At 59.2% G+C, this 23340-nt stretch carries 17 protein-coding genes and 4 pseudogenes; 9 read left to right on the forward strand and 12 right to left on the reverse strand.

Translation table 11 applies throughout. The features are described from left to right. Nucleotides 1-484: 484 nt before the first annotated feature. On the forward strand, nt 485-988 hold the full coding sequence (locus NGM15_RS17570) for an Lrp/AsnC family transcriptional regulator (protein WP_253439024.1): 504 nt from the start codon (nt 485-487) through the stop codon (nt 986-988). 198 nt (nt 989-1186) lie between these two features. Here NGM15_RS17570 and NGM15_RS17575 read toward each other — a convergent pair. After that, a pseudogene (locus NGM15_RS17575) lies at nt 1187-1572 on the reverse strand (aminotransferase class III-fold pyridoxal phosphate-dependent enzyme); the annotation flags it as partial. Nucleotides 1573-1754: 182 nt separating this feature from the next. On the opposite strand from NGM15_RS17575, the gene NGM15_RS17580 reads away from it, so the two are divergent. From NGM15_RS17580 to NGM15_RS17595, 4 genes and pseudogenes are all read left to right on the forward strand, one after another. Continuing rightward, entirely contained in the window at nt 1755-3434 is a 1680-nt protein-coding gene (locus NGM15_RS17580; RefSeq protein WP_253439027.1) for an aldehyde ferredoxin oxidoreductase family protein, read from the forward strand. 120 nt (nt 3435-3554) lie between these two features. Continuing rightward, nucleotides 3555-4562, forward strand: a complete 1008-nt coding sequence (gene speB, locus NGM15_RS17585; protein ID WP_253438350.1) for an agmatinase — start codon at nt 3555-3557, stop codon at nt 4560-4562. An 895-nt stretch (nt 4563-5457) separates the two neighbouring features. After that, the gene (locus NGM15_RS17590) at nt 5458-5967 is read left to right on the forward strand and encodes an Lrp/AsnC family transcriptional regulator (RefSeq protein ID WP_253438353.1); all 510 of its coding nucleotides are present in this window, start codon (nt 5458-5460) and stop codon (nt 5965-5967) included. Nucleotides 5968-5995: 28 nt separating this feature from the next. Further along, a pseudogene (locus NGM15_RS17595) lies at nt 5996-6096 on the forward strand (IS5/IS1182 family transposase); the annotation flags it as partial. 68 nt (nt 6097-6164) lie between these two features. On the opposite strand, the gene NGM15_RS17600 reads toward NGM15_RS17595, so the two are convergent. The 7 genes and pseudogenes from NGM15_RS17600 to NGM15_RS17630 form a co-directional block, all read right to left on the reverse strand. Further along, nucleotides 6165-7412: a CaiB/BaiF CoA transferase family protein gene (locus NGM15_RS17600; protein ID WP_253438356.1), complete on the reverse strand. Its 1248-nt coding sequence runs from the start codon at nt 7410-7412 to the stop codon at nt 6165-6167. Between the two features lie 4 nt (nt 7413-7416). Then, a complete protein-coding gene (locus NGM15_RS17605) occupies nt 7417-7923 on the reverse strand; it encodes an acyl-CoA dehydrogenase family protein (RefSeq protein WP_253438359.1) in 507 nt (168 codons plus the stop codon). 106 nt (nt 7924-8029) lie between these two features. Next, a pseudogene (locus NGM15_RS17610) lies at nt 8030-8490 on the reverse strand (DDE-type integrase/transposase/recombinase); the annotation flags it as partial. A 70-nt stretch (nt 8491-8560) separates the two neighbouring features. Then, entirely contained in the window at nt 8561-13057 is a 4497-nt protein-coding gene (locus NGM15_RS17615) for a PKD domain-containing protein (protein WP_253438362.1), read from the reverse strand. A gap of 180 nt (nt 13058-13237) precedes the next feature. Then, complete coding sequence (locus NGM15_RS17620) at nt 13238-14212, reverse strand: WD40/YVTN/BNR-like repeat-containing protein (RefSeq protein ID WP_253438365.1); 975 nt, start codon at nt 14210-14212, stop codon at nt 13238-13240. 8 nt (nt 14213-14220) lie between these two features. Further along, nucleotides 14221-14823, reverse strand: a complete 603-nt coding sequence (locus NGM15_RS17625) for an NADPH-dependent FMN reductase (protein ID WP_253438368.1) — start codon at nt 14821-14823, stop codon at nt 14221-14223. Continuing rightward, nucleotides 14820-15278 (reverse strand): DUF6069 family protein, encoded by a 459-nt coding sequence (locus tag NGM15_RS17630; protein WP_253438369.1) that lies wholly within the window; start codon nt 15276-15278, stop codon nt 14820-14822. Before NGM15_RS17630 ends, NGM15_RS17625 begins: the two co-directional genes overlap by 4 nt. Before the next feature lie 128 nt (nt 15279-15406). Here NGM15_RS17630 and NGM15_RS17635 point away from each other — a divergent pair, with 128 nt between their 5' ends. After that, a complete protein-coding gene (locus NGM15_RS17635; RefSeq protein WP_253438371.1) occupies nt 15407-15796 on the forward strand; it encodes a winged helix-turn-helix transcriptional regulator in 390 nt (129 codons plus the stop codon). A gap of 85 nt (nt 15797-15881) precedes the next feature. Here the strand turns inward: NGM15_RS17635 and NGM15_RS17640 are convergent, their stop codons facing one another. From NGM15_RS17640 to NGM15_RS17655, 4 genes and pseudogenes are all read right to left on the reverse strand, one after another. Further along, the gene (locus NGM15_RS17640) at nt 15882-16481 is read right to left on the reverse strand and encodes a hypothetical protein (protein WP_253438373.1); all 600 of its coding nucleotides are present in this window, start codon (nt 16479-16481) and stop codon (nt 15882-15884) included. A gap of 335 nt (nt 16482-16816) precedes the next feature. After that, a pseudogene (locus NGM15_RS17645) lies at nt 16817-17025 on the reverse strand (sulfite exporter TauE/SafE family protein); the annotation flags it as partial. Nucleotides 17026-17035: 10 nt separating this feature from the next. Then, complete coding sequence (locus NGM15_RS17650; protein ID WP_425494497.1) at nt 17036-17176, reverse strand: DUF7512 family protein; 141 nt, start codon at nt 17174-17176, stop codon at nt 17036-17038. 92 nt (nt 17177-17268) lie between these two features. Further along, on the reverse strand, nt 17269-18699 hold the full coding sequence (locus tag NGM15_RS17655; protein ID WP_253438376.1) for an FAD-binding oxidoreductase: 1431 nt from the start codon (nt 18697-18699) through the stop codon (nt 17269-17271). Between the two features lie 149 nt (nt 18700-18848). Between NGM15_RS17655 and NGM15_RS17660 the strand changes: the two genes are divergently transcribed. The 3 genes from NGM15_RS17660 to NGM15_RS17670 all read left to right on the forward strand — a co-directional run bounded on the left by NGM15_RS17660 (nt 18849) and on the right by NGM15_RS17670 (nt 23330). Further along, nucleotides 18849-19760: a helix-turn-helix transcriptional regulator gene (locus tag NGM15_RS17660; RefSeq protein ID WP_253438377.1), complete on the forward strand. Its 912-nt coding sequence runs from the start codon at nt 18849-18851 to the stop codon at nt 19758-19760. A 727-nt stretch (nt 19761-20487) separates the two neighbouring features. Further along, the gene (locus NGM15_RS17665) at nt 20488-21984 is read left to right on the forward strand and encodes an AAA family ATPase (RefSeq protein ID WP_253438379.1); all 1497 of its coding nucleotides are present in this window, start codon (nt 20488-20490) and stop codon (nt 21982-21984) included. Between the two features lie 2 nt (nt 21985-21986). Next, on the forward strand, nt 21987-23330 hold the full coding sequence (locus NGM15_RS17670; RefSeq protein WP_253438381.1) for a hypothetical protein: 1344 nt from the start codon (nt 21987-21989) through the stop codon (nt 23328-23330). The last annotated feature ends 10 nt before the right edge of the window (nt 23331-23340 follow it).

A 23340-nucleotide genomic window follows, 5' to 3' on the forward strand; every position in this document is an offset into this window, starting at 1 on the left:
GCTCGGACGCACAGTTCGGACGCCAGTCTCACGGAATCATATTTCGTCCGGCAGGCTCCAGGAAATCGATTTCACACGATGGATCCCCCGGATTCAGCCGATTTGGGCGTGCTTTTTGTTCGGTATCAGCCACCATTACTGCTGGCGCTCGATTGCTCGACAGGGGGAGTCCTGCGGCCGGTGACCTTGTTTAACTGACGTTAGCTGGACCCAGTCCAAAAACTATTTAGAATCTTGGCTCATGTTCTAATCATGGGCGGTGAATGCATGCATTTACATCTGTACACTTGTAATATTCAGCGACCGTCGCGTCGGATGCGACTGCGCGGCAGTCGGCTGGGCACTTGGTTCGTCACCAGCATTGTGGGTAGCGTAGGGCGACGTTCCTCCCACGGTGCGACCGGCGCCGTCGTGAGCGTATCCAACAGTACAGTAAAGTAGATAGAATTCGATAGGCAAATTAGCTCACATAGCGTACTCAGTCATGGACACCAAAGACATTCGAATCCTCAAATCGATCGCAAAACTAGAAACGGGGAGTGCGGAGCAAATCGCGGCTGAAACCGACATTCCGAAGTCCACCGTCCATTATCGACTGGATAGCCTTCGGGAGGAGGGAATGGTGACGAACGATCTGTTCGACCTCGACCTCGAAAAACTCGGACTGGACATCACGGTGATCACCGAGGTCTGGGCCGACTACGACGAGGAGTATCACGATCAGGTCGGTGAGAAATTACGGGAGATCGAGGGCGTCAATCAGGTGTACTTCACGATGGGCGACACTGACTTCGTGTTGATCTCGCGGCTTCCCAGCCGTGATATGATCGAACGCGTCGTCAGACAGTTTGAAGCGATCGACGAGGTCAACCGGACCAGTTCGATATTCACGATCAAAACGATCAAAGACGAAAACCGCCCGCTCAACGACTTCGCGCTCGAGACGTTACTTCGCGAACTCCAACTGCCGCTGGAGCCGTCCGGATAGTGGAAGCGTTTATACTGGATACCCAGCGAGTTGATCACGAACCGGGTACCGTCTCGACGGGTCGACGATCGCCCCATTAGGGACACGAGGACGGTCGGTTTCCTGCTCTGATCGTCCCCCGCCGTACTTGGAACTCCCGAACGTCGAGAGGTGGTCTTCGGGCTCGAACGCGTTTGCGATCTCTTCGAAAGCGGTGAATGCACCGAGCGTCCGTCCGTGAAACCCCATCTCGAGGGCGACGACCTCCGTCGATCCGGTACACTTCCGCGCAAGCGTGATGGCACCCTCGACGGCTTCGGTTCCGGAGTCACAGAAGAACGATTCCGGAGTAAACCCGGCGTTACGTCGCCGACGGTCTCGGCGAGGGTGTTCACCCGCTCGTTCGGGTGGACGTACGAACACCCGTGAACGAACGTTTCCACCTGTTCTGTCGCGGCTTCGACGACGTCGTCGTTCCCGTGACTAACGTTCGTCACCGAAATCCCCGAGAAAACGTCGATGTACTCGCTACTGTCGAAGGCCTCGAGCATACAACCCGATGCTCGTTCGATCGGCACGTCCAGTGACTTTCAGATGGGCCTCAGATAATCGTCGTAGCCGGTTTCGAGAGACGAGTTCGCTGCCTATTCAGACATGATCATCAATACTAAATCATGTTCTATTAAAACGACCTATCTAAGATACCGTTCGTTGATGAGGGCTGTATCGAAACTAGAGTCAATTCCGTGTGCTAACCTTTAATATCGATCGGCGACGCTTTTCGTACATGCTCCATAGTCGAGGCCCGTTACTGACGATTGACGTCAGCGATCAATCGACGACGGCGACTGACATCGAACCGATCTCCCGGCGGTACGTTGGGGGACGCGGGGTCGGGACGCGTCTTGCACACGAGCGCATCCCGTTCGACGCGGATCCCTTCGGCCCGGAGAACCGTCTCGTGTTCACTACTGGACCAATGCAGGTCTCGAACATGAGTTTTACCGGTCGGATGAACTGCACCAGCCTTTCCCCGTTGACCGACGGCCTGCTCTCGAGCAACGCGGGGGGATTCATGTCCCGAAACTTCGCCGACACGGGCTACGGGGCCGTCGAACTGACCGGTGCGAGCGACGAACTCGTCGTCGTCCACATTCGCGACGACGAAGTGGAGTTCGAATCCGTGCCGGAACTCGAAGGGGCGACCGTGCCGGAGACGACGTCGTACCTCGAATCCGAACGTGAAATCACGGTAGATCAGACGGCCGTCGTCGGACCAGCGGGCGAAAACCGGGTTCGATTCGCGTCGATTATGACGTCCGAGGAGCGGGCGTTTGGACGTGGTGGACTCGGCGCGGTGCTGGGCTCGAAGAACGTCAAAGCCGTCACCTTCGGCGGCGAGTCGACTCCCGACGTCGAGATTCCGGCGACGCAAATGGAGATCCACCGCGAGGCCGCGACCGACGACCACATCATGAAACGCCAGGGGACGGTCTCGGTGATGGACCTGGCGAACGAGATGGAGGGGCTTCCTTCGTATTACTTCTCTGAGCGCCAGTTCGAGGGAGCAGACGGGATTAACGGAGCCGCCGTCGAAGAGAAGAAGTACAAGAAGGGGACCTGCTCGGCGTGCGCGTTTGCCTGCAAACTGCCGACCCGGGACGAGGAGTCGGGAGTCGAAACGGAGGGCCCGGAGTTCGAGGTCGCGATGGCCTTTGGCTCGAACTCCGGAATCGACGACATCGTTGACGTGATGAAGAGCAACGAACTGTGCGATCGCTACGGACTCGACGCCATCTCTGCGGGGAATACGGTCGCGGCGTATCTCGCCGCCGAAGACGAGTTCGGCAACGAGGAGTTGATCCACGACCTCGTCGAGAAGATTGCCCTCCGCGAGGGGGTCGGCGACGACCTGGCGGAGGGGATCGATCGCGTTCACGCCGATCTGGGCGTCGAGAACTGGTCGGTCAAGGGGATGGACTTCGCCGCCCATGAAGGGCGGATCCTCCACGGACAGGGGCTGTCGTACGCAGTGGCAAACCGCGGGGCCGACCATATGTACGCCACCTTCTATTCGGTTGAGTATCCGCTCGTTCCCGAGGACGAGGCCCTGGAACCCACAGGGACGGTCGGCAAAGCAGAACGACTCGTCCGCCGGGAGAACCTCATGGCGTTCAACGACGCCGGAATCGTCTGCAAGTTTTCCAGGGACTACATGAGTCCGGAGCGATACGAAGCGCTGTTCGGTGTGCCGTTCGACGAGTTGCTCGCCGTCGGCGATCGAATCGTGACGCTCGAACGCCACTTCAACAACCAGCGCGGCTTTGATCGCTCTGACGACGTCCTCCCGTACGAACTGCCTGATTTCGATCGGGCACTCGACGAGTACTACGACGCTCGTGGGTGGCATGACGGCGTCGTCCCCGACGAAACGCTCTCGGACGTCGACGAGACGATTGCCGCGTGAGTGACCGCACTGGATGTCACAGCGGTCGAGTTGCCGTAATCAGAACATGGATGATAACTCCCGATCAAACGTGACGGACGCGCATGAACGCACGACCTGCCCATCCGGAGGTGCCAGACGGTGACTGACGATCAATCGCCCGCCAGTTCGTTCCTGGAGCGACACGAGGGAACCAACGCCGAACTCGCCTACGCCGGCCGGCAGACGTTTCTCAAGGGGGAGTCGCGCGACATTGAGGATATAGACGACGCCGACGTCGTGGTGTACGGCGCCCCCTTCGACGCAGCTGCCAGCAACAGACCTGGTGCCCGCTACGGTCCGAACGCCGTTCGCGAGGCGAGTACCTGGTGGGCGTACCTCTCGGGCTACAAGGGCGGGCTGACGAACATGAACACCCGGGCCCAGGTGGATTTCGGTAACGTGACTGTCGCCGACTGCGGTGACGTCCCAGTCTTTCCGCAGGATATAGGGGCGACCACCGAGAGTATCACTGCTCACGCCGCGACGATCGCTGAACGGGCGTTTCCGCTGTTGATTGGTGGCGATCATTACTGTACGTATCCGGCGTTCCGGGGCTTTGCTGAGGGGATCGACGCTGATCGTGTCGGTCTCGTCCAGATTGACGCTCACACCGACACCGCCAACGGGAGTCCGATTTTCGGCGAACGCTTTCACGGGTCGTCGACGCGGCTGATCGCGGAGTCCGAGTACGGCGACTACGAAAACGTCAGCCAGATCGGCATCCGAGGTTACGAGTCGCCGGACTTCTTCGAGTTCGTCGACGAGAGCGGGCTGAATCTCTACACAATGCGCGACGTGACCGAACGTGGAATCAGCGACGTCCTCACCGACGCGATCGATCGCGCGGCCGAGGGCACAGACGCCGTCTACGTAACCTTCGATATTGATGCCGTCGATCCGAGCGTCGCACCTGGTACAGGGACGCCCGAACCAGCGGGACTCACCAGTCAGCAGGCACTCAGGATCGTTGAATTGCTCGGAACGCACGAAGAAGTCGGTGCCGCCGACCTGATGGAGGTCGCCCCCGAGTACGATCCGACCCGATCGACCCAAACGCTGGCGGCGTACCTCCTCGTCACCCTGATCGAACGCATGTTCGCCGAGTGATCCGAACCGGCTATCGGGTTCCGATCACTGACATGGGTACTGGTCAGAAATACCGAATAGTTGTTTATTATACAGGTTAGGCGAGAAAACCCACGACTTCAGTCGTGGGATGAATCGCCGCACAGTTTGCAAACGCCGAAACCGGAAGGCTTGAGTGCCCCACGCGCGTATATTCGATTGTCGACGGAACGGTTTCCCGTTTCGGTTTGACACCCCGAAAACTGGCAGTTGACTCGGTGTTTGCCTCATCAAAACGTAAGCCCTCGAGGACGCAGACCGACACAAAACAACCAGGTACCTCCGAATCCCTCGCGGGATAGGAGTAACGGGGGCGTGGCACTCCCACCAGTTCGTCGGACTGGAAAGCCGAAGAGACCAACGAACCGCCCGTTGGCGGGCGTGGGAAGCCCACGACTTCAGTCGTGGGAGCATGTCACGGAAATCACAATAGCTGATCGACAATGTACCGAAGCACACGCCCGATCAGCGTTCGAGAGCCCGCCGTCCGTTCGGCATTCGTGAGCTAGGGTGTTTTGATCGGTGAACGGTTGCAAACCGGAGCTGCTGTCGCAACTATGCTTCGTTCCGTCCGTGGGTGTCTCGTGGCAGCAGTTGATACGATGATTGTCTGGGAGGAAGTCGATACCTGCAGATCCCACCTCACCAGGATGGTCTCGCTCCGACGTGATACACACGAAGTCAGAACACTGTCAGACGTATAATATACCTGTTTGAAAGACATACTTGTCAGGTTCAACCCATTCTCGGGCAGCCGGAACCGAGACCCCTGAAACAGTGATGCCGGGTAACATAAACACCTGAAACTGGTTTCACCGAACGATTCCATCGACGGAACCACTACACTCAAATATACGCGACGGAATACCTGTAAGCAATGACTCAACTCCTGGACGAGCGGGATTTCGAGATCCTATTCGCCATCGCAGAGTGTGAGACGGCTAGTAACGAGGAGGTACACGAAGCGACGGGGATTCCGAAATCGACGGTCCACTACCGAATCCAGAGCATGCGGGAAAACGGCGTAATCAAGAACGATCTGTTCGAACTCGATCGAGAGGGGATCGGGCTCAAGATCACCGTTATCTCGGAAGTTTGGGCCGAATTCGAGGAGGGCTACCACGAGACGGTTGGTCGCAAACTCTCCGACATTGAGGGGGTCAACCAGGTGTATTTCACGATGGGCGATACGGACTTCATCGTGATCTCGCGACTAACCTCGCGGGACATGGTCGAGCGGCTGGTTTCAGAGTACGAATCGATCGACGAAATTCGACGGACGAGTTCCAAATTCGCGATCTCGGTGATCAAGGAGAACGTCGATATCGGTATTCTCCGGGACTACGACGAGGAGACGCTGCACTCGGGTCTCGGCCTCACGGAGTGACTATCACCGACTCCTGGATCGGAACTGCCCCTCACACGGCGGCGGGTTCGCCGACTATGCCGTTGTTTCGCTTCACTGTCTGCGGATTCCCTGGAGAAATCCTACCGCGAAGCGCTTGATCTCCTGAGTTGAATATCCGTCACGTGCGTCCGACTGAATCGACACCGGAGTCGTCTTGCCCAACGATCACTTCATATCTATGACCTTTCTGATAGTGGTGCGATGGCGTCGGCCGCAACAAGTTGATCTATCTCGGCGCGAGAGTAGCCAAACTCGCCGAGTACTTCGGCCGTGTGCTCGCCGAGCAGCGGCGGATGCTGACGGACATCCGTTGGGGTCCGTGAGAAGTGCATCGGACTGCCAGGCATCTTAATCTCGCCAGCCGTCGGATGGTTGATCGACGTCCGCATGCCCCGGGCCTCTACCTGCGGGCTGTCGAACACCTCGGCCATGTTGCGGACCGTACTTGCGGGAACGTCGTGATTGCGAAGGATTTCGATGACCTCGTCGGTCTCGTACGCCGCGAACTCGTCGGCGAGGAGCGCGTCCAGTTCGTCTCTGTTGGTCACCCGATCAGTATTCGTCTCGAAACGGGTGTCGTCGACGAGGTCCCCTCGGTCGAGCGCCCGGCAGAAGTTCGGCCAGATGTTCTCGGACGCCACCGCAACGGCGACGTAGCCGTCGCTCGTCTCGAACGCTTGGTACGGGACGATCGTAGGATGTTTGCTCCCCATTCGAACTGGTGAGTCGCCGGTCGCAAAGTAGTTCGAGGCCATGTAGGTCATCCAGGCGACTTGGCTGTCGAGCAGGCTCACGTCGATTTTCTGGCCCGTTCCATCGCCGAGTTCACGTTCCAGCAACGCCGCGAGGATGGCCTGCGTCGCGTACATCCCCGCGCTGATATCGGCAAGCGCGACCCCGACCCGGACCGGCATTCCATCCTCCTCACCAGTGATACTCATCAGTCCACCCTCGGCCTGTATGATGATATCATATGCTGGCCGATCCTTTTCCGGTCCCCACTCTCCGTACCCTGACAGCGAGCAGTAGACGAGGTCGGGATTGTGCTTGCGGAGGTTGTCGTAGCCGAGGCCCCACTCGTCCATTTTCCCAACGCGGAAGTTCTCGACGAGGACGTCGGCCTCGGCTGCCAGCTCGCGGAACACGCTCTGGCCCTCCTTGGAAGCGAGGTTGAGCGCGATCGAGCGCTTGTTCCGGTTGATACTCACGTAGTAGGCACTCTCATCGCTGTCACCATACGTCGGTGGGTGCCAGTGGCGGGTCTGGTCGCCACCGCTCGGCCGCTCGACCTTGATGACGTCGGCGCCTAGGTCGCCGAGTTGCATGGTACAGAACGGGCCGACCAGGACCCGCGAGGCGTCAAGGACAGTCACATTATCGAGCGGCCCCGATTCACTCTCGGGATCGCGTGCTTCTCCCGTCATCGTCTCACTGGTAGGCCGTGATTCCCGTTAGATCTTCCCCGAGAATCAGGGTGTGAATCTCGTGGGTGCCCTCGGAGGTGTAGGCGGTCTCCAGGACCGTTGGGTTCGGGCCACACTCAGGTTCAGTGAGGCCGAAGCAGCCAACGGCCTGTCCAGAACCCAACTTCCGTGGCCGGCGGTCCTTCTGACCTTCAGAACCGAAAGCATAGATGGGATACGTTTTGAACGCGTCCTGGACGGAGGCGATTAACCGCAGACCCGAGTCACACGCCTCAAGGTCCTGCATCAGCAGGCCGTGGGCAGTTTCCGAGATGTTCGGTGAGCCGTGCCCATCGAGGTTCGGCGCGTAGAAACCCATCTCGCCCGGTTCCGAGATTATGTCGGTGAAATTCCCCTCAATCCAGTGTTCGTCGATGTACTCAAACTCGCCAGTTTCGAACTTGCGGACCGACTCTAGCACGAGTCTGTCCTCCTCGGACAACGACGCCTCCTGCTTCACAAAATCTACCATCAGACGAATCATTGCGTACAACAGGTAATAACGATACGGTCACTGCCTGGTTTAACACTTTCTCTGACGTCTGTCCGTTGAGTGACTGGGGTGGTCGTTGTGTGTTTCAGTATTGTGAAAACTAATCAATACACACTACGACGCTCGCCCGACTTCTCACACACGAATCGAGAAAGCTGTCAACCCGCATATTCAATGTGTGAAACCAATTTTTGACTAGGTGTCACTTGAGGAAGTCGAACTGGCCGATCAACTCTATAATCGAGAGAGTGCAACCAGATACCCGTAGCCATCAACGAGAAACACGACGTCGGAGAGTTCGTGTTTCTTGATCAATCGATGCAGAAACGCAGCGGCTGGATCGGTACCTCGTCGACCAAAGACTGCGACATCTAGGAACAAGCGAGAGTCGAGTTCTATTGCAGAGAAACCCCACTACCAGTCGCCGCTTATTTTGATAGCGGTCTCATCAACCGCGACCCTCGAGGACTCCACCCACGGAGGGTCCAGAACGCTGTCAGCCAGCCAACGCACCCACTGACAGATCGCCTGGTGAGACCGTTCAACGGGCCGCTTTTCGTACAGTTGAGGTGAAAACCCTGAGAGGGATTTATGACACGGCCAGGGATGCCGACGGCTATTCGACCGCGATAGTGACGGTGTCGGTCGTTTTCGCTCCCGTGTTGTCGGTTGCGGTCAGTGTCACGGTGTACTCGCCGGGTTCGTCGTAGCGGTGGGCGTTCCACCAGCCCTCAGCTGTCGTTCCGTCGCCGAAGGACCACGCCAGGGAGTCGATCCAGCGCTCGTTACCCGACGTGTCCTCGACCTGGAACGTAACGCGCTCATCGACAGACGCGTCGGTCGTGCTTGGGGCGAGACGTGCGATCGGCTCCGTCAGATCCTCGACGGTAACCGTGATGGTATCAGTGGTCTCTGTTCCCGTATTATCGGTGGCGGTCAGGGTCACGGTGTACTCGCCGGGGTCGTCGTAGCGGTGGTCCGTCCACCATCCCGTCGCGGTGGTGCCGTCGCCCAGGTCCCATTCTAAGGAATCGATCCACCGTTCGTTGCCCGACGTATCCTCGACGCCGAAGCTGAGCCGTTCGCCAATCGTGACCTCGGTCGTGTCGGGGTTGATACGTGCAATCGGCGGTTCGTCCGGGGGCGTCTCCGTCTCGTTGAGGTTGGTCGTTACCGGAATCGATGGCTCATCATTGAGGTTTGACTCGGTGTCGGTGACCGATCCTGCGCCGAGCCGCAGATCGGAGCCTATCCCTGCAGCAATGTCGTCGAGGTACTCGCGTTGGGCGGCGGGTGCGTTCGCACTCCCCATGAGGACAACCGTGCCGCCTGCCACCGCGAACGACGCGACGGCAGCGAGTTCGTCTTCGGTGAACGCCGTCGCGGGGGTCGTGACGACGAGTGCGCGCGCGTCGGCCAGTCGATCGGCGGAGGCCGCCGTCGTCACGTCGTTCACCTGTTCGAAGAGGATGCCCTGGCCTTCGAGGTAGCGCTGGTAGTACGCCGCGTCCTCGTTCGATAGCGAGTAGCCCAGGTTGAACTGGCCGTGGCCACCCTCGATCAGAATCGGGCCGTCCTCACGATCGCTCAGGTCGTTGACGAGTTCGGTCACGAACGCGAAGTTATCGTAGCCCGACGTGTCGACCGGGTACCCCTCGGCAGCTTCGTAGGTCTCGTCTACGATCGGTGCGCCGAGATACGCTAACCGGGCGTCGTAGTCGACGCCGGCCAGGGGAACGTCGCCTTCGTAGGTCGTCTCGACGCCGCTTCGTCCCGCGGTCGGGGCCGCAAACGCCGGGACGCGATTCGAGGCGAGGGGGCCCGACTCGGTGACGATAGCTGCCGGGTTCGGGAAGAACAGTTCCTCGACGGGTCGGTCTCGAATCGGTGAGGAGGCGAAGGGGTCGCTTTCGGACCAGACCGCAAGACCAGCGTCGCGGGCCGCGAACTCCGCGGCGAGGAACTCGTCGTGGCGAGCGAATCCGGAGCCGTATACCCGGGCGTGGCCCGCCTCGACGACCCGGCGGTTGTACAGAGTATCGCGGCTGCCGTCGCCGGAGGCATCGTAGGTGAGGTAGCCGAGGATGCGTCCGTACTGGTCGCGGACGGGTTCGATTGCGTCGAAAGTGAGATCGACCGTGTCGCCCGGCGAGAGCTCTCCCTGGGCGAACGCGGTCGCGGCTTCGCCGGCCGCTTCGAGGTAGCTGTAGGAGTCGATGCCCTCCCACTCTTCGGCGCGTTCGGTGCTTGTCGCGCTCCCTGTCTCGGGCGTGTCGAAGCCGAGCGTGCGGATGGATCGCTCCCGGCCGTCCTCGAACGCCACGTCGATGGTGTCGCCGTCGGTGACCGAGACAATCTCGACCTGGTAGGTTTCGTCGCGATCGAGTTCGAGGCCGAGACCCTCGCGCTCGTGGAAGTACTCGAAGTTGTCGTTGAAGTTCTCGGTCGTCGGAACGAAGTCCGCGTAGGCGTTGTTCTGGTCGTCGTAGACCTGATCGTCGTTGAACCGGAACGGCGCGTCGATCGCCGTCGCGATTTCGTTCAGGTTCGCGGTCTCGTCGTAGTCGCCGTAGTCCGACTGGTCGAACAGGAAAACCGCGCCACCCGAATCGACGAACGAGGAGAGCGAGTCGAGTTCAGCACCCGAAAACGCGACGGTCGGCGAGGCGACGACGAGGCCATCGGCGTCCGAAAGCGCCGGCGAGCCGAGGCCGTCGAAGACGGAGAATGCCTCGTTGACGTTCGACGTTGTCGGGACGTATGGGGCGCCAGCGTTGTTCTCTTGATCCTCGACCTGGTCCGCGTTGAACCGGAAGGAGAGATCGAGGCTCTCGGCGATCGCGTTCAGGTTCGCGGTCTCCTCGTTCGTGAACTCGGACTCGTCGAACAGGAACACGTTCCCGCCGTCGGCTATGTGATCGGTAACGGCAGCGAGTTCGGCGTCCGTGTATGGCTCTGCCGGCGAGGGGATCGCGAGGAGGTCCACGCCCTCGAGCGGAGAGTCACCGGCGCCCGGGTCCGAACCGTCGCTCCCGAAGAAGCCGAACGAGTCGTTGAAGTTCGTCGTCCGGAGAACGAAGGGAGCCCAGGTGCTGTGTTCCTCGTCGACGACCTGGTCCGAGTTGAACCGGAACTCTGCCTCGAGCGCAGCCGTAATCTCGTTTAGCTCCGCCGTCGAGTGACCGCCGTAGTCGGCTTCGTCGTGGACGAAGATGACGCCGCCGGAGTCGACAAACTCGGAAAGCGCGTCGAGATCAGCACTCGAAAACGGCTCGCCGGGCGTCGTCACCATCGCGAGGTCGGCCTCCGAGAGGTCGGCCGCGAGGTCGCCGCTCGCGGTCACGTCGAACCCGCGTCCCTCGGCGTGGGAGACGAGTTCGGAGTAGTCGCTGAGCGAGAGCGCCTGGCCGTGGCTCTCGTCGAAGACCACCGACCCGCTCTCGCCGAGTCGGTCGGTCCACGCGTTGACGAGGAACTCCCGGTTCGCATCGAGGTCGCTGTCGTCGGTCGCCAGGTCGGCACCGATGCCGACCACGCCGCCGTCTGCGGCGACCAGCGGGATGTCGACGTCCGCGGGGTAGGAGACGAGGCCGTCGCCGCCTTCGTCGACGTTCTCTGCGGTCGACTCGGCCCACACCGCGACGACCGAGTCGTCGATGAGGGGGGTCTCGTCGGCACTGACGAGACTCGCCGTCGAGAAGAACTCCAGTTCGTCGATCGCGGGGCCGGTCGGGGCGCTACTCTCGTCGCCGACTGCCAAATCGGCCTCGACCGTGACAGGTTCGGCGTCACCGGCGAGGGTGATCGTCGCGACCTCGCTCGCCGTGGGGTTCTCGACGCCGTCGATCTCGACGACGACGGGACCCGCGACGTCGGTCTGGTATCGCCCGGAGAGGTCGAACGTCGCCGACGATCCGCCGTAGCTCCCCTGGTTGACGCTAATCTCGCTTTCGTCCGCGCCGCCCGAAAGAGTTCGAGTCATCGTCACCGTGACGTCGTCCTGGCTCAGCCCGTCGAGGCTCGCCGACTCGTACGCGACGGTGATCGTATCGACCTCGTCGCCGTCGGCGCCCGACTTGCCGAAGGAAACGTCCTCGAGCGTCCAGGTGTGGACCGAGGGCTCGCCTGCAGTCGCTGGATCGGCCGAAAGCACGCCCCCGTCGGTGTCGGGGTTCTCGCCCGACCCCGCGACGAGCGACTCGGTGGTCGCCTCGAACTCGTAGCCCTCGCTCTCGACGATGTCCGCGAACGAGGCGAACCTCGAGGAGTTGTAGTAGGTGTCGTGAGCGTCGTCCCAGAGGACTGTCCCGCCGTCGTCGATCGTCTCTGTGAGAAGCGAGAGCGCGAACTCATTGTTGGTACCGTCTAGCTCGCCGTCAGCGATCAGCTCCGGCGTCCCGAAGCCGACGACGTCGCCGTCGGTCGAGACCAGCGGAATCTCCTCGTCGTCGCCGTAGATGTAGGACGCCGCGTCGCCGGCGTTGTCCACGTTCGCTGCCGTGGGCTCAGCCCGGACCATGACCGTCGAGGGGTCGGTCAACGCCCCGCCGTCGGGGGCGACCTGGCTTGCCGTCGAGGGAAACGTAAGCGAAGCCCCGCCGAGGAGGTCAGTCGTCGCCTGGAGGTCGTATCCCGCGTTCTCGGCGTACTGCTCGAACGAGCTGTGATTCGAGAGTGTAAGCTCGTGGAACTGGCCGTGACCCTCGTCCCAGAGGACAATCCCCTCCCCGTCCAGCTTCGCGTCCAGGACGTTGAGGAGGAACTCCTCGTTCCCAGCATTGAAATCGGCATCGTTCTGTGCCATCGGCGCGCCGAACCCGACGAGGGTTCCCGTGGTCGCGACGAGCGGAATCGAGGTCTCCTCGGGGTAGGAGACGGCGTCGCCGTTTCCGTCCTCGTCGCCGTTGTAGGCCGTCGATTCGGCCCACACCGCGACGAGCGAGTCGTCGATCAGTGGTTCGCCCTCGGCGTTGAGGATGCTCGCCGTCGAGTCGAACGCCAGCGGCTGAATCGTCTCTCTGCCATCGGAGGTTTCCGCCGCGGTTATGGCTGTTCCGGAGAGTGCCGCGCCACCCGCAATTCCCAATCTAGTTAGGAAGGTTCGTCGATGCATGCATCTCTTACTCTTGAGGTTGAGTACAAAACACTTGTTCCAAACCAGTACTTATGCTAAAATTGATCACTGTTCGTTTTCGATATCTCGTAAGAGAGTGGACGAATCGCTTCAGTAGGTGTGGATCGTCTGGTAGAATTGGTTGGCGGCATCCATCAGCGGTCTTTACTTGCTTCGCTATCACTCCCCCGAGCCGTGTGAAAGCGACCGAATCCAGTTCGGAACATAGCCGAGCGAGGTCCAGGTGCCGTCGTCACGAATGATCACTCGTCCCTCTGTGGTCCCAGCGAGTACCCGACCGTCGACTGCTGTCCAGGCGCAAATGAACTCGTCTGGTGCACCAGGGTACGACTTGGCCTCGAACGTGTCTCCACCGTCCGTGGATTCGAACAGTGCAGCGTCCACGTCCTGTTTCCGGTACCTGCTTCCTGCCGGCAGGGTTGGTGGGAGCGTCTGAGCAGCAGCGTACAACGTCCCCCGATGGGCAAACGCCTCCTGGAAGTACGATTGGTTCAGTCCGGTGTCCAGGCGCGTCCACGAGTACCCGGTATCGCGGGTTCGATAAAGGCCGCCACCACACGATGCGACGTACTCGTCGCTGGAGACGACGAGTAGATGGTGGACATCGTACTGAAGATCGTCTTCTCGCGCGGTCTGGAGATCGTCGCGTCGTTCGGTCCACGTCTCGCCGTTGTCATCGCTGACGTGGACGCCGCCGACTTCAACGCCAGCGACCACGCGATTCGGAGCGTCGGAGGAGACACCGAGGCTTCGGACGTGGGATTCCCCCCGATGACGAGGCGTGTGCCAGCGATCGCGGGAGGGAAGCTCTTGAAACCCGTCTAGCTCGGTCCACGTGCTCCCTTCATCTGTCGAGACGTAGAGGTGGGCCGGATGTGTGCCCGCGTACAGCCGGGTACCGTCGGGGCTGACTGTAACGGCGTACACCTCGGGTCGTGGTACATCCAGCCGGTCCCAGGTACTCCCACTAGCTGTAGAGCGGTACAGGCCAGTTTTCGATGTAACGAACGTTCCGTGTTCGTCGAACGACTGCACGCCGAGTGTGACCCCTGAATCGAGCACCCGTTCAACGTCGTCGAGATCACCGCGTTGCGAACGGTAGACGCCGTCCTGTGTGGCAATATGCAGTGTCATGGCTCGGATCACACCTCTCGACACGAGATTTCTGGGACCCGTCCCGGTTCGATTGTGGCATACTCGACAGCGCATTTACCAAGTGTCCGAACACGATCTCGGAGATCATCGTCGGTGAATCCGCTCTCGTCGAACACGGTACGTGCCCGCGGGAGCGCTGCCTGATGCGGGAGCACCCAGGCGTTCAGCGACCTGCAAACGGCGCGAAGATGACCGAACGCTGGCGTGGGAAATGGTCCACCGGAAACGACGAGCAAGCCAATGGTCGCGTCTTCGAACTCGTCGAATCCGCAGTAGTCGAGGGCGTTCTTCAATACACCCGAATACGAGCCGTGATACATAGACGTCCCCAGGATGACTGCATCAGCCTCACGGATCGTCCGTCTCACTGTTTCGCTGTCTCTCGGTGGATCCGTACTCGGGCCGAGCGGAGGGAGCTGTAAGTCTGCCAGGTCTAGCAACTCAGTTGTTCCGCCAGCTGCTTCACTTCCGAACAGTGCCTCCCTGAGCGCTCTTCGGGTATAACTCCCGGCGCGTCGACTGCCAGACACGGCAACGACGTGTGGCCGGGTCTTGCCTCTGGACCGGTTGGATGGACCGATCGGCGTCATCGGGATGCGACCTCCTGGTTCGTGGTGCGGGTCAGCACGCCGATAATGATAGCTGCGGCGGCCACGTGCATGACGACGAGCGTGGCAAACACGCTCCAGGGTGCGTCAGCGAGGCCGGGTGGCGGAGACAGGTATGCGTTCACTGGGCCGGCAAACGAGAGGACGAGCACGATTACGGCGATGAGCGTGAAGGTCCGGTTCGGTCGGCTCGAAAGTCGAGTCAGAACACCGTACACGAGGGTTGCTCCGATCGCCCCGGCCATTGAGGCGATGAGGACTGGCTCCCACCAGAGCGCGAAGACGTTCGGGACATCGAACACGGTGACCGCGAGGATACGAATGAGTCCGTTGACGAAACTGGTGAGGACGATCGCCAGTAGTCCGTAGACGGCAATCCGAGTCAGACTGATCGACGGTTCGATGGCTGGGTTGTCGGTGACTTCCATTGAGGCCATACCTGAAACTACACCGGATGAAGTAATATACTACCAAGTTCGAAGTCATGAAGTAGCTTACCCAATGCTACGTTACTTAGGGACTTCGAAGGAACAAGTTATACGGCTTCATCTGGTATAGTCGTGGCATGGTCGAACCATCGCATGCCGAAGAGTTTCTCGAGACGATCCTCTCCAACGAGCAGGCACGGCCTCCCGGCTCCGAACGGGCAGCGGTGGACAATCAGACGATGTCTGCACTCCTGAACCTGCTGGGGAAGAAACACACCATCGTGATCCTTCACCAGTTTGCAACCGGGGCGGGGCCGTTACGATTCAGTGATCTGGAGGAAGTAGTCGATATCGCGCCGAACACGCTCTCGAATCGGCTCGAAGAACTGACAGAGATTGGGTTGCTGACGCGGAAAGCGTACAATGAGATCCCGCCCCGCGTCGAATACAATGCCACGGAGAAAGCACAGGATCTTGCTCCAGTATTCTGGTATCTCGGTGTGTGGACCGAACGTCATGAGCTTTAACCGATTTCCGCCGCTGAAGCGACTGACGTGAGCTTTTTGTGGGCGGAGTAGTTCACGTCCCAGGAATCGAGGGGAGGCTGGCTGTTCAATCGACCCGTGGGTTTGTAGGGTTGAACACACCAGCCGGGTTTCCTCGGTGGACCCAGACGTGTAACGCCGACAGGGGTGTACCAGGGATCGGTCCCCAGCCAGCTTCTTCCGGCACTTTGAGGGTTCGGCTAGCGGTCTCATCAGAGAAGATGTTGCCGGCGACACCTGTTTCCCCGTGAGCGAACTCGACTGCGCCGAGCCGTAACTCGGCATCACGGTCGGGATCGTGGACCGCTCCCGGTCCAGGGCTGTAGTTCCCGGTGGTGTAATAGACGAGAATCGGTGGTTCGGAGAGAGAAACCGGGGTGCTTGCATCGGCGGCCACGAGAGCGGGATTCACGAAGTGAAAACCCATATTCGGGACGTACGGTGACACTTCCGTCGCGTATCCATCTTCCCGTGCAGTTGCAACATCACGGTAGACCTGCGTCGCGCTGCGTACTTCGTTCAGTTCTTGCGCTAATTCGTTGCTCTGTGCACTGACACTCGCTGTTGAGCCGAGCAGGGCAGCCCCGCTTAGCCCAAGGCCAACCGTCTTTAACAGTGATCGTCGGTCGATACCAGGTGTTGTCACTATCGAGGTGGTAGGGGTCATACGTACCCGGACGTGCTCAGGCGTGGAAATCGAATAATGGTTCCTACTGTCTTTTCCAGAAATCTGTGAACTACTGGCGGAGATTATAATTATTGGGCGAACGTCGGTAGGTGAAACCGAGAAGAACTCGGTCCGGCGGGGGACGCTGTATCCGCCGCCTGTTCGTGCCATTCCTTCGATTTGTGCTCGCTGAGAAAGGGGCTTTGCGCCTACTTTCACGTAAAGAACAATCGAAGCCATGTAAGTCGTTAGCGGGCCTGTCGCGACCCACGGTGTCGATTCTTCTTGAGCCGATCGAGCGATGCGTGGACGATCGTACCACTGACCAGAACTGCACGGTGCCGAAGCACACCGATGACACTGATGCCGAAGACGAACGCGAGTCCGCTCCCGACAGCGATTGACGCCGGATATCCAAGTACCAACAGCGCGGGGTCACGAGAAACGATCCACTCGTCCCGAAGAAGCCGAAGAGGATACCGGTGAGCAGGCCAAATCCGACGAAGAAACCGGCCATCACGAGACGAAGGCCGAGGAACTCCATGATCAGGTATTCACGAGTTTTCGCTGATGGCCGGACTAGCAACCCGCACCAGTGCTCCGTATCCGACGTATAGCACGAGCGCTTCCGCCAGAACGAAACCAACCGTGGCGCCAGCCTGCCCGAACTCGTCGAAAGCCGAGGCGACCAGCAGGACGGCCAGTGGCGCTACCAGTATACTCATCGGTCTACCACGACCTGTCGATACCCGCCACTAGGCTGCCATACATTCGGTGTCTCGATCACTCATGAAGTGCTCCCATCGCCGGCTCGAGCGCGTCCGGACGGTGTGATATTCTGGTTAAGGCTGAAGAAATTCGTCGGATCGTACTCGTTCTTGAGCGAGACCAACCGCTCGTATGTCGGTCCGAACGTGGACCGCATCATGTCCTCACCTTCTTCGAGGAATCCCGGGAAGTTCAGGTATACCGACCCCTCTGAGAACTGGCGCATATCGTCGAGACAGTCGCGCACCCATTCGAGGTTGGCATCGTCGTCCTCCGGGCGTTCCCAGTTCGCTTCGACGCCCAGCAGGAACGGAGCGTGACGCCCTGCAAACGCACTCTCCTCCACACCCACCTGGGCAATCGCGCCCCCTAACTGCCAGACATCGACCGTCGACAGCGGTGACGGCGCCACGTCGGACCAGTAGGTGATTCGATCGATAGCGGACGTCGACAGGCCGTCGAGGTACAGCGACTTCCAGTAGTAGCGCATTCCATCGGGGTAGTCCGCATCGAAGAGTTGCTGGTATTCTACGTACGGCATCGGTCCGCTGAAGTCGGCGATCGGTTCGGCAATCTCCCGCAGGGGCGCGAGCGCACGCTCACCGTCCGCGGCTGACCCCCCGTAACAGCCCGTGATGGCGATTTTGGTTTCGTCCACTGCGTCCGCCGGGAAGAGTTCCTCGTCGGGCATCACGCCCACTAACGCGAGTATGCTGACTTCTGCGGGCGCCGACGCGACGTACTCGCGGTACGCCCGCAGACACTCGCCCAGTCGGTCCCTCGAATAGAACACGAGACAAGTCGCTACCTCGGGTCCGACCGGGTGGAGGTCGAACTCGAAGCCGGTGACCACCCCGAAGTTCCCGCCGCCACCGCGGAGTCCCCAGAAGAGGGCTGGGTTCTCGTCTTCGCTCGCAGTCACGAACGTGCCGTCCGCGGTGACCAGGTCGACTGACCGGAGGTTGTCACAGCTGAGTCCGTGCTTACAGCGAAGATGCCCGATGCCACCGCCGAGAGTGAGCCCTGCGACACCCGTCTTCGAGACGACCCCGCCTGGCGTTGCGAGACCGAAAGCCTGGGTCTCGTGATCGACATCTGCCCACGTGGCACCAGCCTGGACCCACGCTGTCTGCGCGTCAGGGTCCACCCACACACCTCTCATCTCCGAGAGATCAATGACGAGCCCGTCGTCGCAGACCGCGGTCCCGGCGACGTTGTGCCCGCCGCCACGCACTGCCACGAGCAGGTCGTGCTCACGGGCAAAGTCCACCGCGCTGATGACGTCTCCGGCGCCACGACACCGGGCAATCAGTGCCGGCTGTTTGTCGATCATCCCGTTCCACACTGCCCGCGAGCTATCGTAGTCAGCATCGCCGGGACGAATCAAGTCCCCGTGGAGTTCTGCTTCGAACTGTTCACTCTGTACGTCGGGAATGGAGTGTTGTGCCATGCAAAGCCGAACGATAGCATGGACGTTGGCCTCACCTATCGAACAGCGTTCGACGTCGAGAGCATGGTTTCAGCCCGTGAGACGAGTTTCGAAGCTTGGATGGGATAGAGTTACTATCTGTGATAGGCTCTGTCTAGTGAGGGAATCACATGAATCCTGATCAGGACGGCCGAGTGAACGATGATAGCCGTCCACCACCTGGCTCACCGGTCTTCGAGGCAATCATGGAAAACGAACGGAATCGTCGCTACCTCGGCGAGCGTATGGACACCATAGGCGACCGCATCGATACAGAACTCCTCGGAGATATCGTCCGCCACGGCCCCGTTCTCGAAGCGTTGCTGAGAGAACCGCTCGATCGCCGAGAAATCGAAGCGCGACTCGAGGTCTCGCGCGCGACGAGCCACCGCTACACGCAGTGGCTCGACGAGCAGGGATTCGTCGAGAAGGTCGATGGCCGATTCCAGCTGACCTGGCGCGGCGAAGTTGTCGTTGAGGAGGTCCTCCGGTTCGAGGCGAACGTGCGGACGGCACACAGACTTACACCGCTTCTCGAGGTCATCTGTGAGGATCACCGAGAGTTTGTCGTCGAACCATTCGTGGACGCGACGGTCACCGTCGCCGAACCCAACGATCCCTACAGTCCAGTCGAGCGGTTCATCGCCCTCGTCAACGAATCAGAGACTTTCCGAGGATTCAACACGACGCACATGGCTCCGCTGATCCTCGGTGAGTTCCACCAGCAAGTGTTCGAGGAAACTGACACTGAGATCATCTACCACCCGCACATCGTGGAGAAACTTTTCGAGACGTATCCCGACCGCGCACAAGAAGCGATCGATAGTGGGCACCTGGCCCTCCGGACGCGTGATGAACTGCCGTACGGTCTCGCTCTCTTTGACGACCGCGTCGGGATCGGAGGCTACGACGAAACCACCGGTCTAATGCAGGTGTTCGTCGATACGGATGCGCCGATTGCATGCGAGTGGGCCGAGCGCGTTTACGCGTCAGTGAGAGCCGATTCCAGCCCACTCGACATGAAGCCAGAATTGAGCCGGTGATACACGTGATGTATCGGAGAGTTTGTCAAGCAGAGGTTCGCCGATGGGGCTGGTGGTTCGTAGGACATCGATTCTTCCGTGTTAACCAACGCGGACTCTCATCCCATAGTGTTGTTGGTTAAAAATGATTGTCGGTCCTCCGTCTCCGCAGGTAGAGTGGGTTACGGCGGGAGATGACGGTCGTAGATATTTCGCCGATTCCCGACCGCCTCAGTGATGAGGACATCCTCTTTTCCGGCGTCGCCCCACTCAAACCCTGACGGACTCTGACATACGAGATCGAGGCTTCGATCGGGTAAGAGGCGCTCATGTCCGGTGAGCTTTAGCACGATCAGGAGCAAGCGGGACGGGATCTCGCGTGGTCGCGGAATGTCGAGCGGCCGGGGGCTTTCAGGGGAGGACACCCGATAGGACATCAAACAACCGAATAGTTACATGTGAGGATCTGGTGTCCTGGAGTATGGAACACGAACCGCGAGAGGAAATTCTCGAACTCTGGGATGCTTTTGCCGACGCAGACTATGAATACGTCGACAAAGATGGTGAGCGCGGAAAATATAGCGCGGTAGAGTACTCCCGACGAGAGCGACTCCCTAAGATTTCGGCCTTTATCGACTCGTTTCTTGAGAGTGACATCGATCTGCTTCAATTCCGGGATGAAGCTGATAGCGAGGGAAAACAACACTCGTTGTGGGGATTCCGTGGGACCAGCCAGATGTTTTTCAATATGCTCTGTAACTCTGCGACCCGCCAGGATCGCGTCGGCGAGGTCGCTCGCGAACTCAGAACAGTGTTGCCCGCCCCCGAGTCGAAAGAGGATGCCGAAGCGGCGATCCGACAACTCGAAGCCCTCGTCAATGATCTGAAAGCGAACGCAGAAAACAAACGAAAGGCCCCCCAGGCAGGGTATATTCCAGCGTTTCTCTCCTACTTCTGGCATATCCGAGAATCCGATCGAATTCCAATCTACCATCAGTCCAGTCGGAGTGCATACAAGAAACTCGGCATTTGGTCACCAGTCGACAGCCTCGATGCAGCCTATCGAATATTTTGGGAAACGACCGATGAGATACGACAGCTCATCGATGAAAACCGAGACGAGACACCCCATCTCTGGGAAGTCGAATTCGCGATACTGAACTACGATACGCGACCGCACGGTCCAGGAGAGATCGAAGACGACGAAGAACAGTCGAACACCGATGTGGCGGACGAGGAGACGCTCGAGACGTACGCAGCCTACGAGGATACAGGGACGACGCTTCCAGATGACTTTGCAGTGGACGTCACGGATCTCTATTTCCCCGAAATCGACGAATTACGGCAGCGCATCCAGACCGCACTGCAAAATGGGAAACACGTTCTCCTGGTCGGCCCCCCTGGCACTGGGAAAACGAAACTCGCCAAAGAAATCTGCCGAAGTGCAGTCGAGGACGAGTTCAAGATGGCGACTGCAACCGCTGACTGGTCCACGTTCGATACGATCGGTGGCTACCAACCTGATCGAGAAGATAACCTGGTGTTCAAACCAGGAGTGTTCCTTGATCGCTTCCAGAACGACGAGGCACAGCCACAGAATCAGTGGCTGATCGTCGACGAAATCAATCGGGCGGATATCGACAAGGCGTTTGGTTCGCTGTTCACGGCACTCACCGGGGAGGACGTCGTCCTTCCGTTCACTGACGAGGACGGCAACCAGATCGAGATTCTCGGATCGAGTGAGAGTCGAACCCGAGACGTTTCGTCCAACCTGTATTATGTGCCTGACGGATGGCGGATGGTGGCCACGATGAATACGCTCGACAAGACCTCGCTCTACGAGATGAGCTATGCGTTCATGCGGCGGTGGGCCTTCGTTCACGTCCCCGTTCCAGACGACATAGATGGCGAACTCGTCGAACAATACGTCCGCCTCTGGTCAGGCGTTGAGGTTGATAACGATCGGTGCGATGTGGTCGCCGACACGTGGGAGATAATTAATCAATCTCGTGAGATTGGACCGGCGATTGTCGAAGATCTCTACCGATATCTCGAGTCAACGGCTGATAGTGATTATGCATCCCCGATCGCCCTCTACGTGGTTCCACAACTCGAAGGGCTCCGTGAGGATGAACTCGTCCGGTTCGTCCGTCGGCTGAGTAACGACACACCTGTCGTTCGAGACAAACTGACCGAGTTCGTCGCTGAATTCTTTGGCATGCCCGAATCGAAATTTGAGGAGTGACCATGGGAAAGACGAGCGCTCGTAAACTGGTCGAAGCCATCGCCGATGACTTCAATACGTACGTCGACAAAGGCGTTCGACTCGACCCGGTGTTGCGTGACTTTGATCCAGATCTGAACGTCGACGACCTCGACCGGCTGCTCCGCATTCACTTCGTGCTCACTGAACGGGACGGAGATCGTCCCGGCGTCATTGATTTCGTACGTACTCTTCCGGACCGTGTTCGAAGACTCAAGACGACTAATTCACATCGCCTCGTTACACGGGAGGGAGAGATTCGTGGCCGTGTTGCGTGGGACGAGACGATCAAACGCCGGTATCGCGAGGGTGGGGGTCGACGGAATCAGTACGTCTGTCGTGAGACGCGAGAGAACTACGATATCGAGGAGAACATCGTATTGAAATCGCTATTAGCTCGGATTCACGAAATTGTCTTCGGTGATCTCGAACATGCGCTCGAATCGCCGGCGGACTACGGCTGGCTCGCCGAATGGGTCGATGCCGAGAATCAGTTCGCCAACGAGTTTGACGATATTTTCCGTGACAACATCTATCTCCGCCGGATTGAGTCAGCGGACCACGAGGTAACGAATCGAATGCTTCGGTCGGTAAAGCAGTCACGGAACCCACTGTATTCAGAGGCGGCCCAGCTGCTCGACAGGTATCGGCGATTGATGAACTACGACCTGGATGCAACTGAAGCGACATCCCTCCTCGAGAACACCTTCATTCGGCCGGAACAGACCGAGACGCTGTTTGAACTCTACTGGGTGTTTCGCATTCTCGACTGTTATGACTCGGTTCAATTTGAACTCCTTGATGGTGGATCGGACATCGTGGCGTCCTGGGAAACAAACGCCTCTCGATATCTGCTCTATCACAACTCGACAGGCAGTTCGACGCTCTCTTTCAGCGAGCAACTCGCTGAAATTGATCGTCCGACCGAAGACGGCTATGTATACCGGACCATCAACGTCCTTGATCGATGGCAACAGCTCGCTGACGACCTCTTCGATATTACTGGGCGCGATTCCCTGTGGGGCGGCCGCCCCGATATCATCCTCGAACGCTATGACGAGGACACCACCAGTCCAGATGCTGTTTTCGTCGGTGAGGTGAAGTACACCACGAATTCCTCGTATGCAGCACAAGGGTTGCGCGAACTCCTCGAGTATATGGCCTATGTGCGAAAGGATGGAGAATACATGGAATATCAAGACGATGTGCTTGACTCGAAGCAGGTCACGGGGATGCTATTCGTCGATCACGTGAACTTTGACTCAGAACGCACTGAATCAGATATCACACTCCGTCAATTTGGGGATCCAATTTCAAAACCGCTGTGACGTCGATGTC

Origin of the sequence: Natronosalvus halobius (genome assembly GCF_024138145.1) — an archaeon.
In the GTDB taxonomy this organism is placed as follows: domain Archaea; phylum Halobacteriota; class Halobacteria; order Halobacteriales; family Natrialbaceae; genus Natronosalvus; species Natronosalvus halobius.

What these genes read in the sequence shown, in the direction of transcription:
- NGM15_RS17570 (WP_253439024.1), top strand. Translation starts at nt 485, where the DNA reads ATGGACACCAAAGACATTCGAATCCTCAAATCGATCGCAAAACTAGAA.
- NGM15_RS17580 (WP_253439027.1), top strand. Translation starts at nt 1,755, where the DNA reads ATGCTCCATAGTCGAGGCCCGTTACTGACGATTGACGTCAGCGATCAA.
- NGM15_RS17590 (WP_253438353.1), top strand. Translation starts at nt 5,458, where the DNA reads ATGACTCAACTCCTGGACGAGCGGGATTTCGAGATCCTATTCGCCATC.
- NGM15_RS17600 (WP_253438356.1), bottom strand. Translation starts at nt 7,412, where the DNA reads ATGACGGGAGAAGCACGCGATCCCGAGAGTGAATCGGGGCCGCTCGAT.
- NGM15_RS17605 (WP_253438359.1), bottom strand. Translation starts at nt 7,923, where the DNA reads ATGGTAGATTTTGTGAAGCAGGAGGCGTCGTTGTCCGAGGAGGACAGA.
- NGM15_RS17615 (WP_253438362.1), bottom strand. Translation starts at nt 13,057, where the DNA reads ATGCATCGACGAACCTTCCTAACTAGATTGGGAATTGCGGGTGGCGCG.
- NGM15_RS17620 (WP_253438365.1), bottom strand. Translation starts at nt 14,212, where the DNA reads ATGACACTGCATATTGCCACACAGGACGGCGTCTACCGTTCGCAACGC.
- NGM15_RS17625 (WP_253438368.1), bottom strand. Translation starts at nt 14,823, where the DNA reads ATGACGCCGATCGGTCCATCCAACCGGTCCAGAGGCAAGACCCGGCCA.
- NGM15_RS17630 (WP_253438369.1), bottom strand. Translation starts at nt 15,278, where the DNA reads ATGGCCTCAATGGAAGTCACCGACAACCCAGCCATCGAACCGTCGATC.
- NGM15_RS17635 (WP_253438371.1), top strand. Translation starts at nt 15,407, where the DNA reads ATGGTCGAACCATCGCATGCCGAAGAGTTTCTCGAGACGATCCTCTCC.
- NGM15_RS17640 (WP_253438373.1), bottom strand. Translation starts at nt 16,481, where the DNA reads ATGACCCCTACCACCTCGATAGTGACAACACCTGGTATCGACCGACGA.
- NGM15_RS17655 (WP_253438376.1), bottom strand. Translation starts at nt 18,699, where the DNA reads ATGGCACAACACTCCATTCCCGACGTACAGAGTGAACAGTTCGAAGCA.
- NGM15_RS17660 (WP_253438377.1), top strand. Translation starts at nt 18,849, where the DNA reads ATGAATCCTGATCAGGACGGCCGAGTGAACGATGATAGCCGTCCACCA.
- NGM15_RS17665 (WP_253438379.1), top strand. Translation starts at nt 20,488, where the DNA reads ATGCTCTGTAACTCTGCGACCCGCCAGGATCGCGTCGGCGAGGTCGCT.
- NGM15_RS17670 (WP_253438381.1), top strand. Translation starts at nt 21,987, where the DNA reads ATGGGAAAGACGAGCGCTCGTAAACTGGTCGAAGCCATCGCCGATGAC.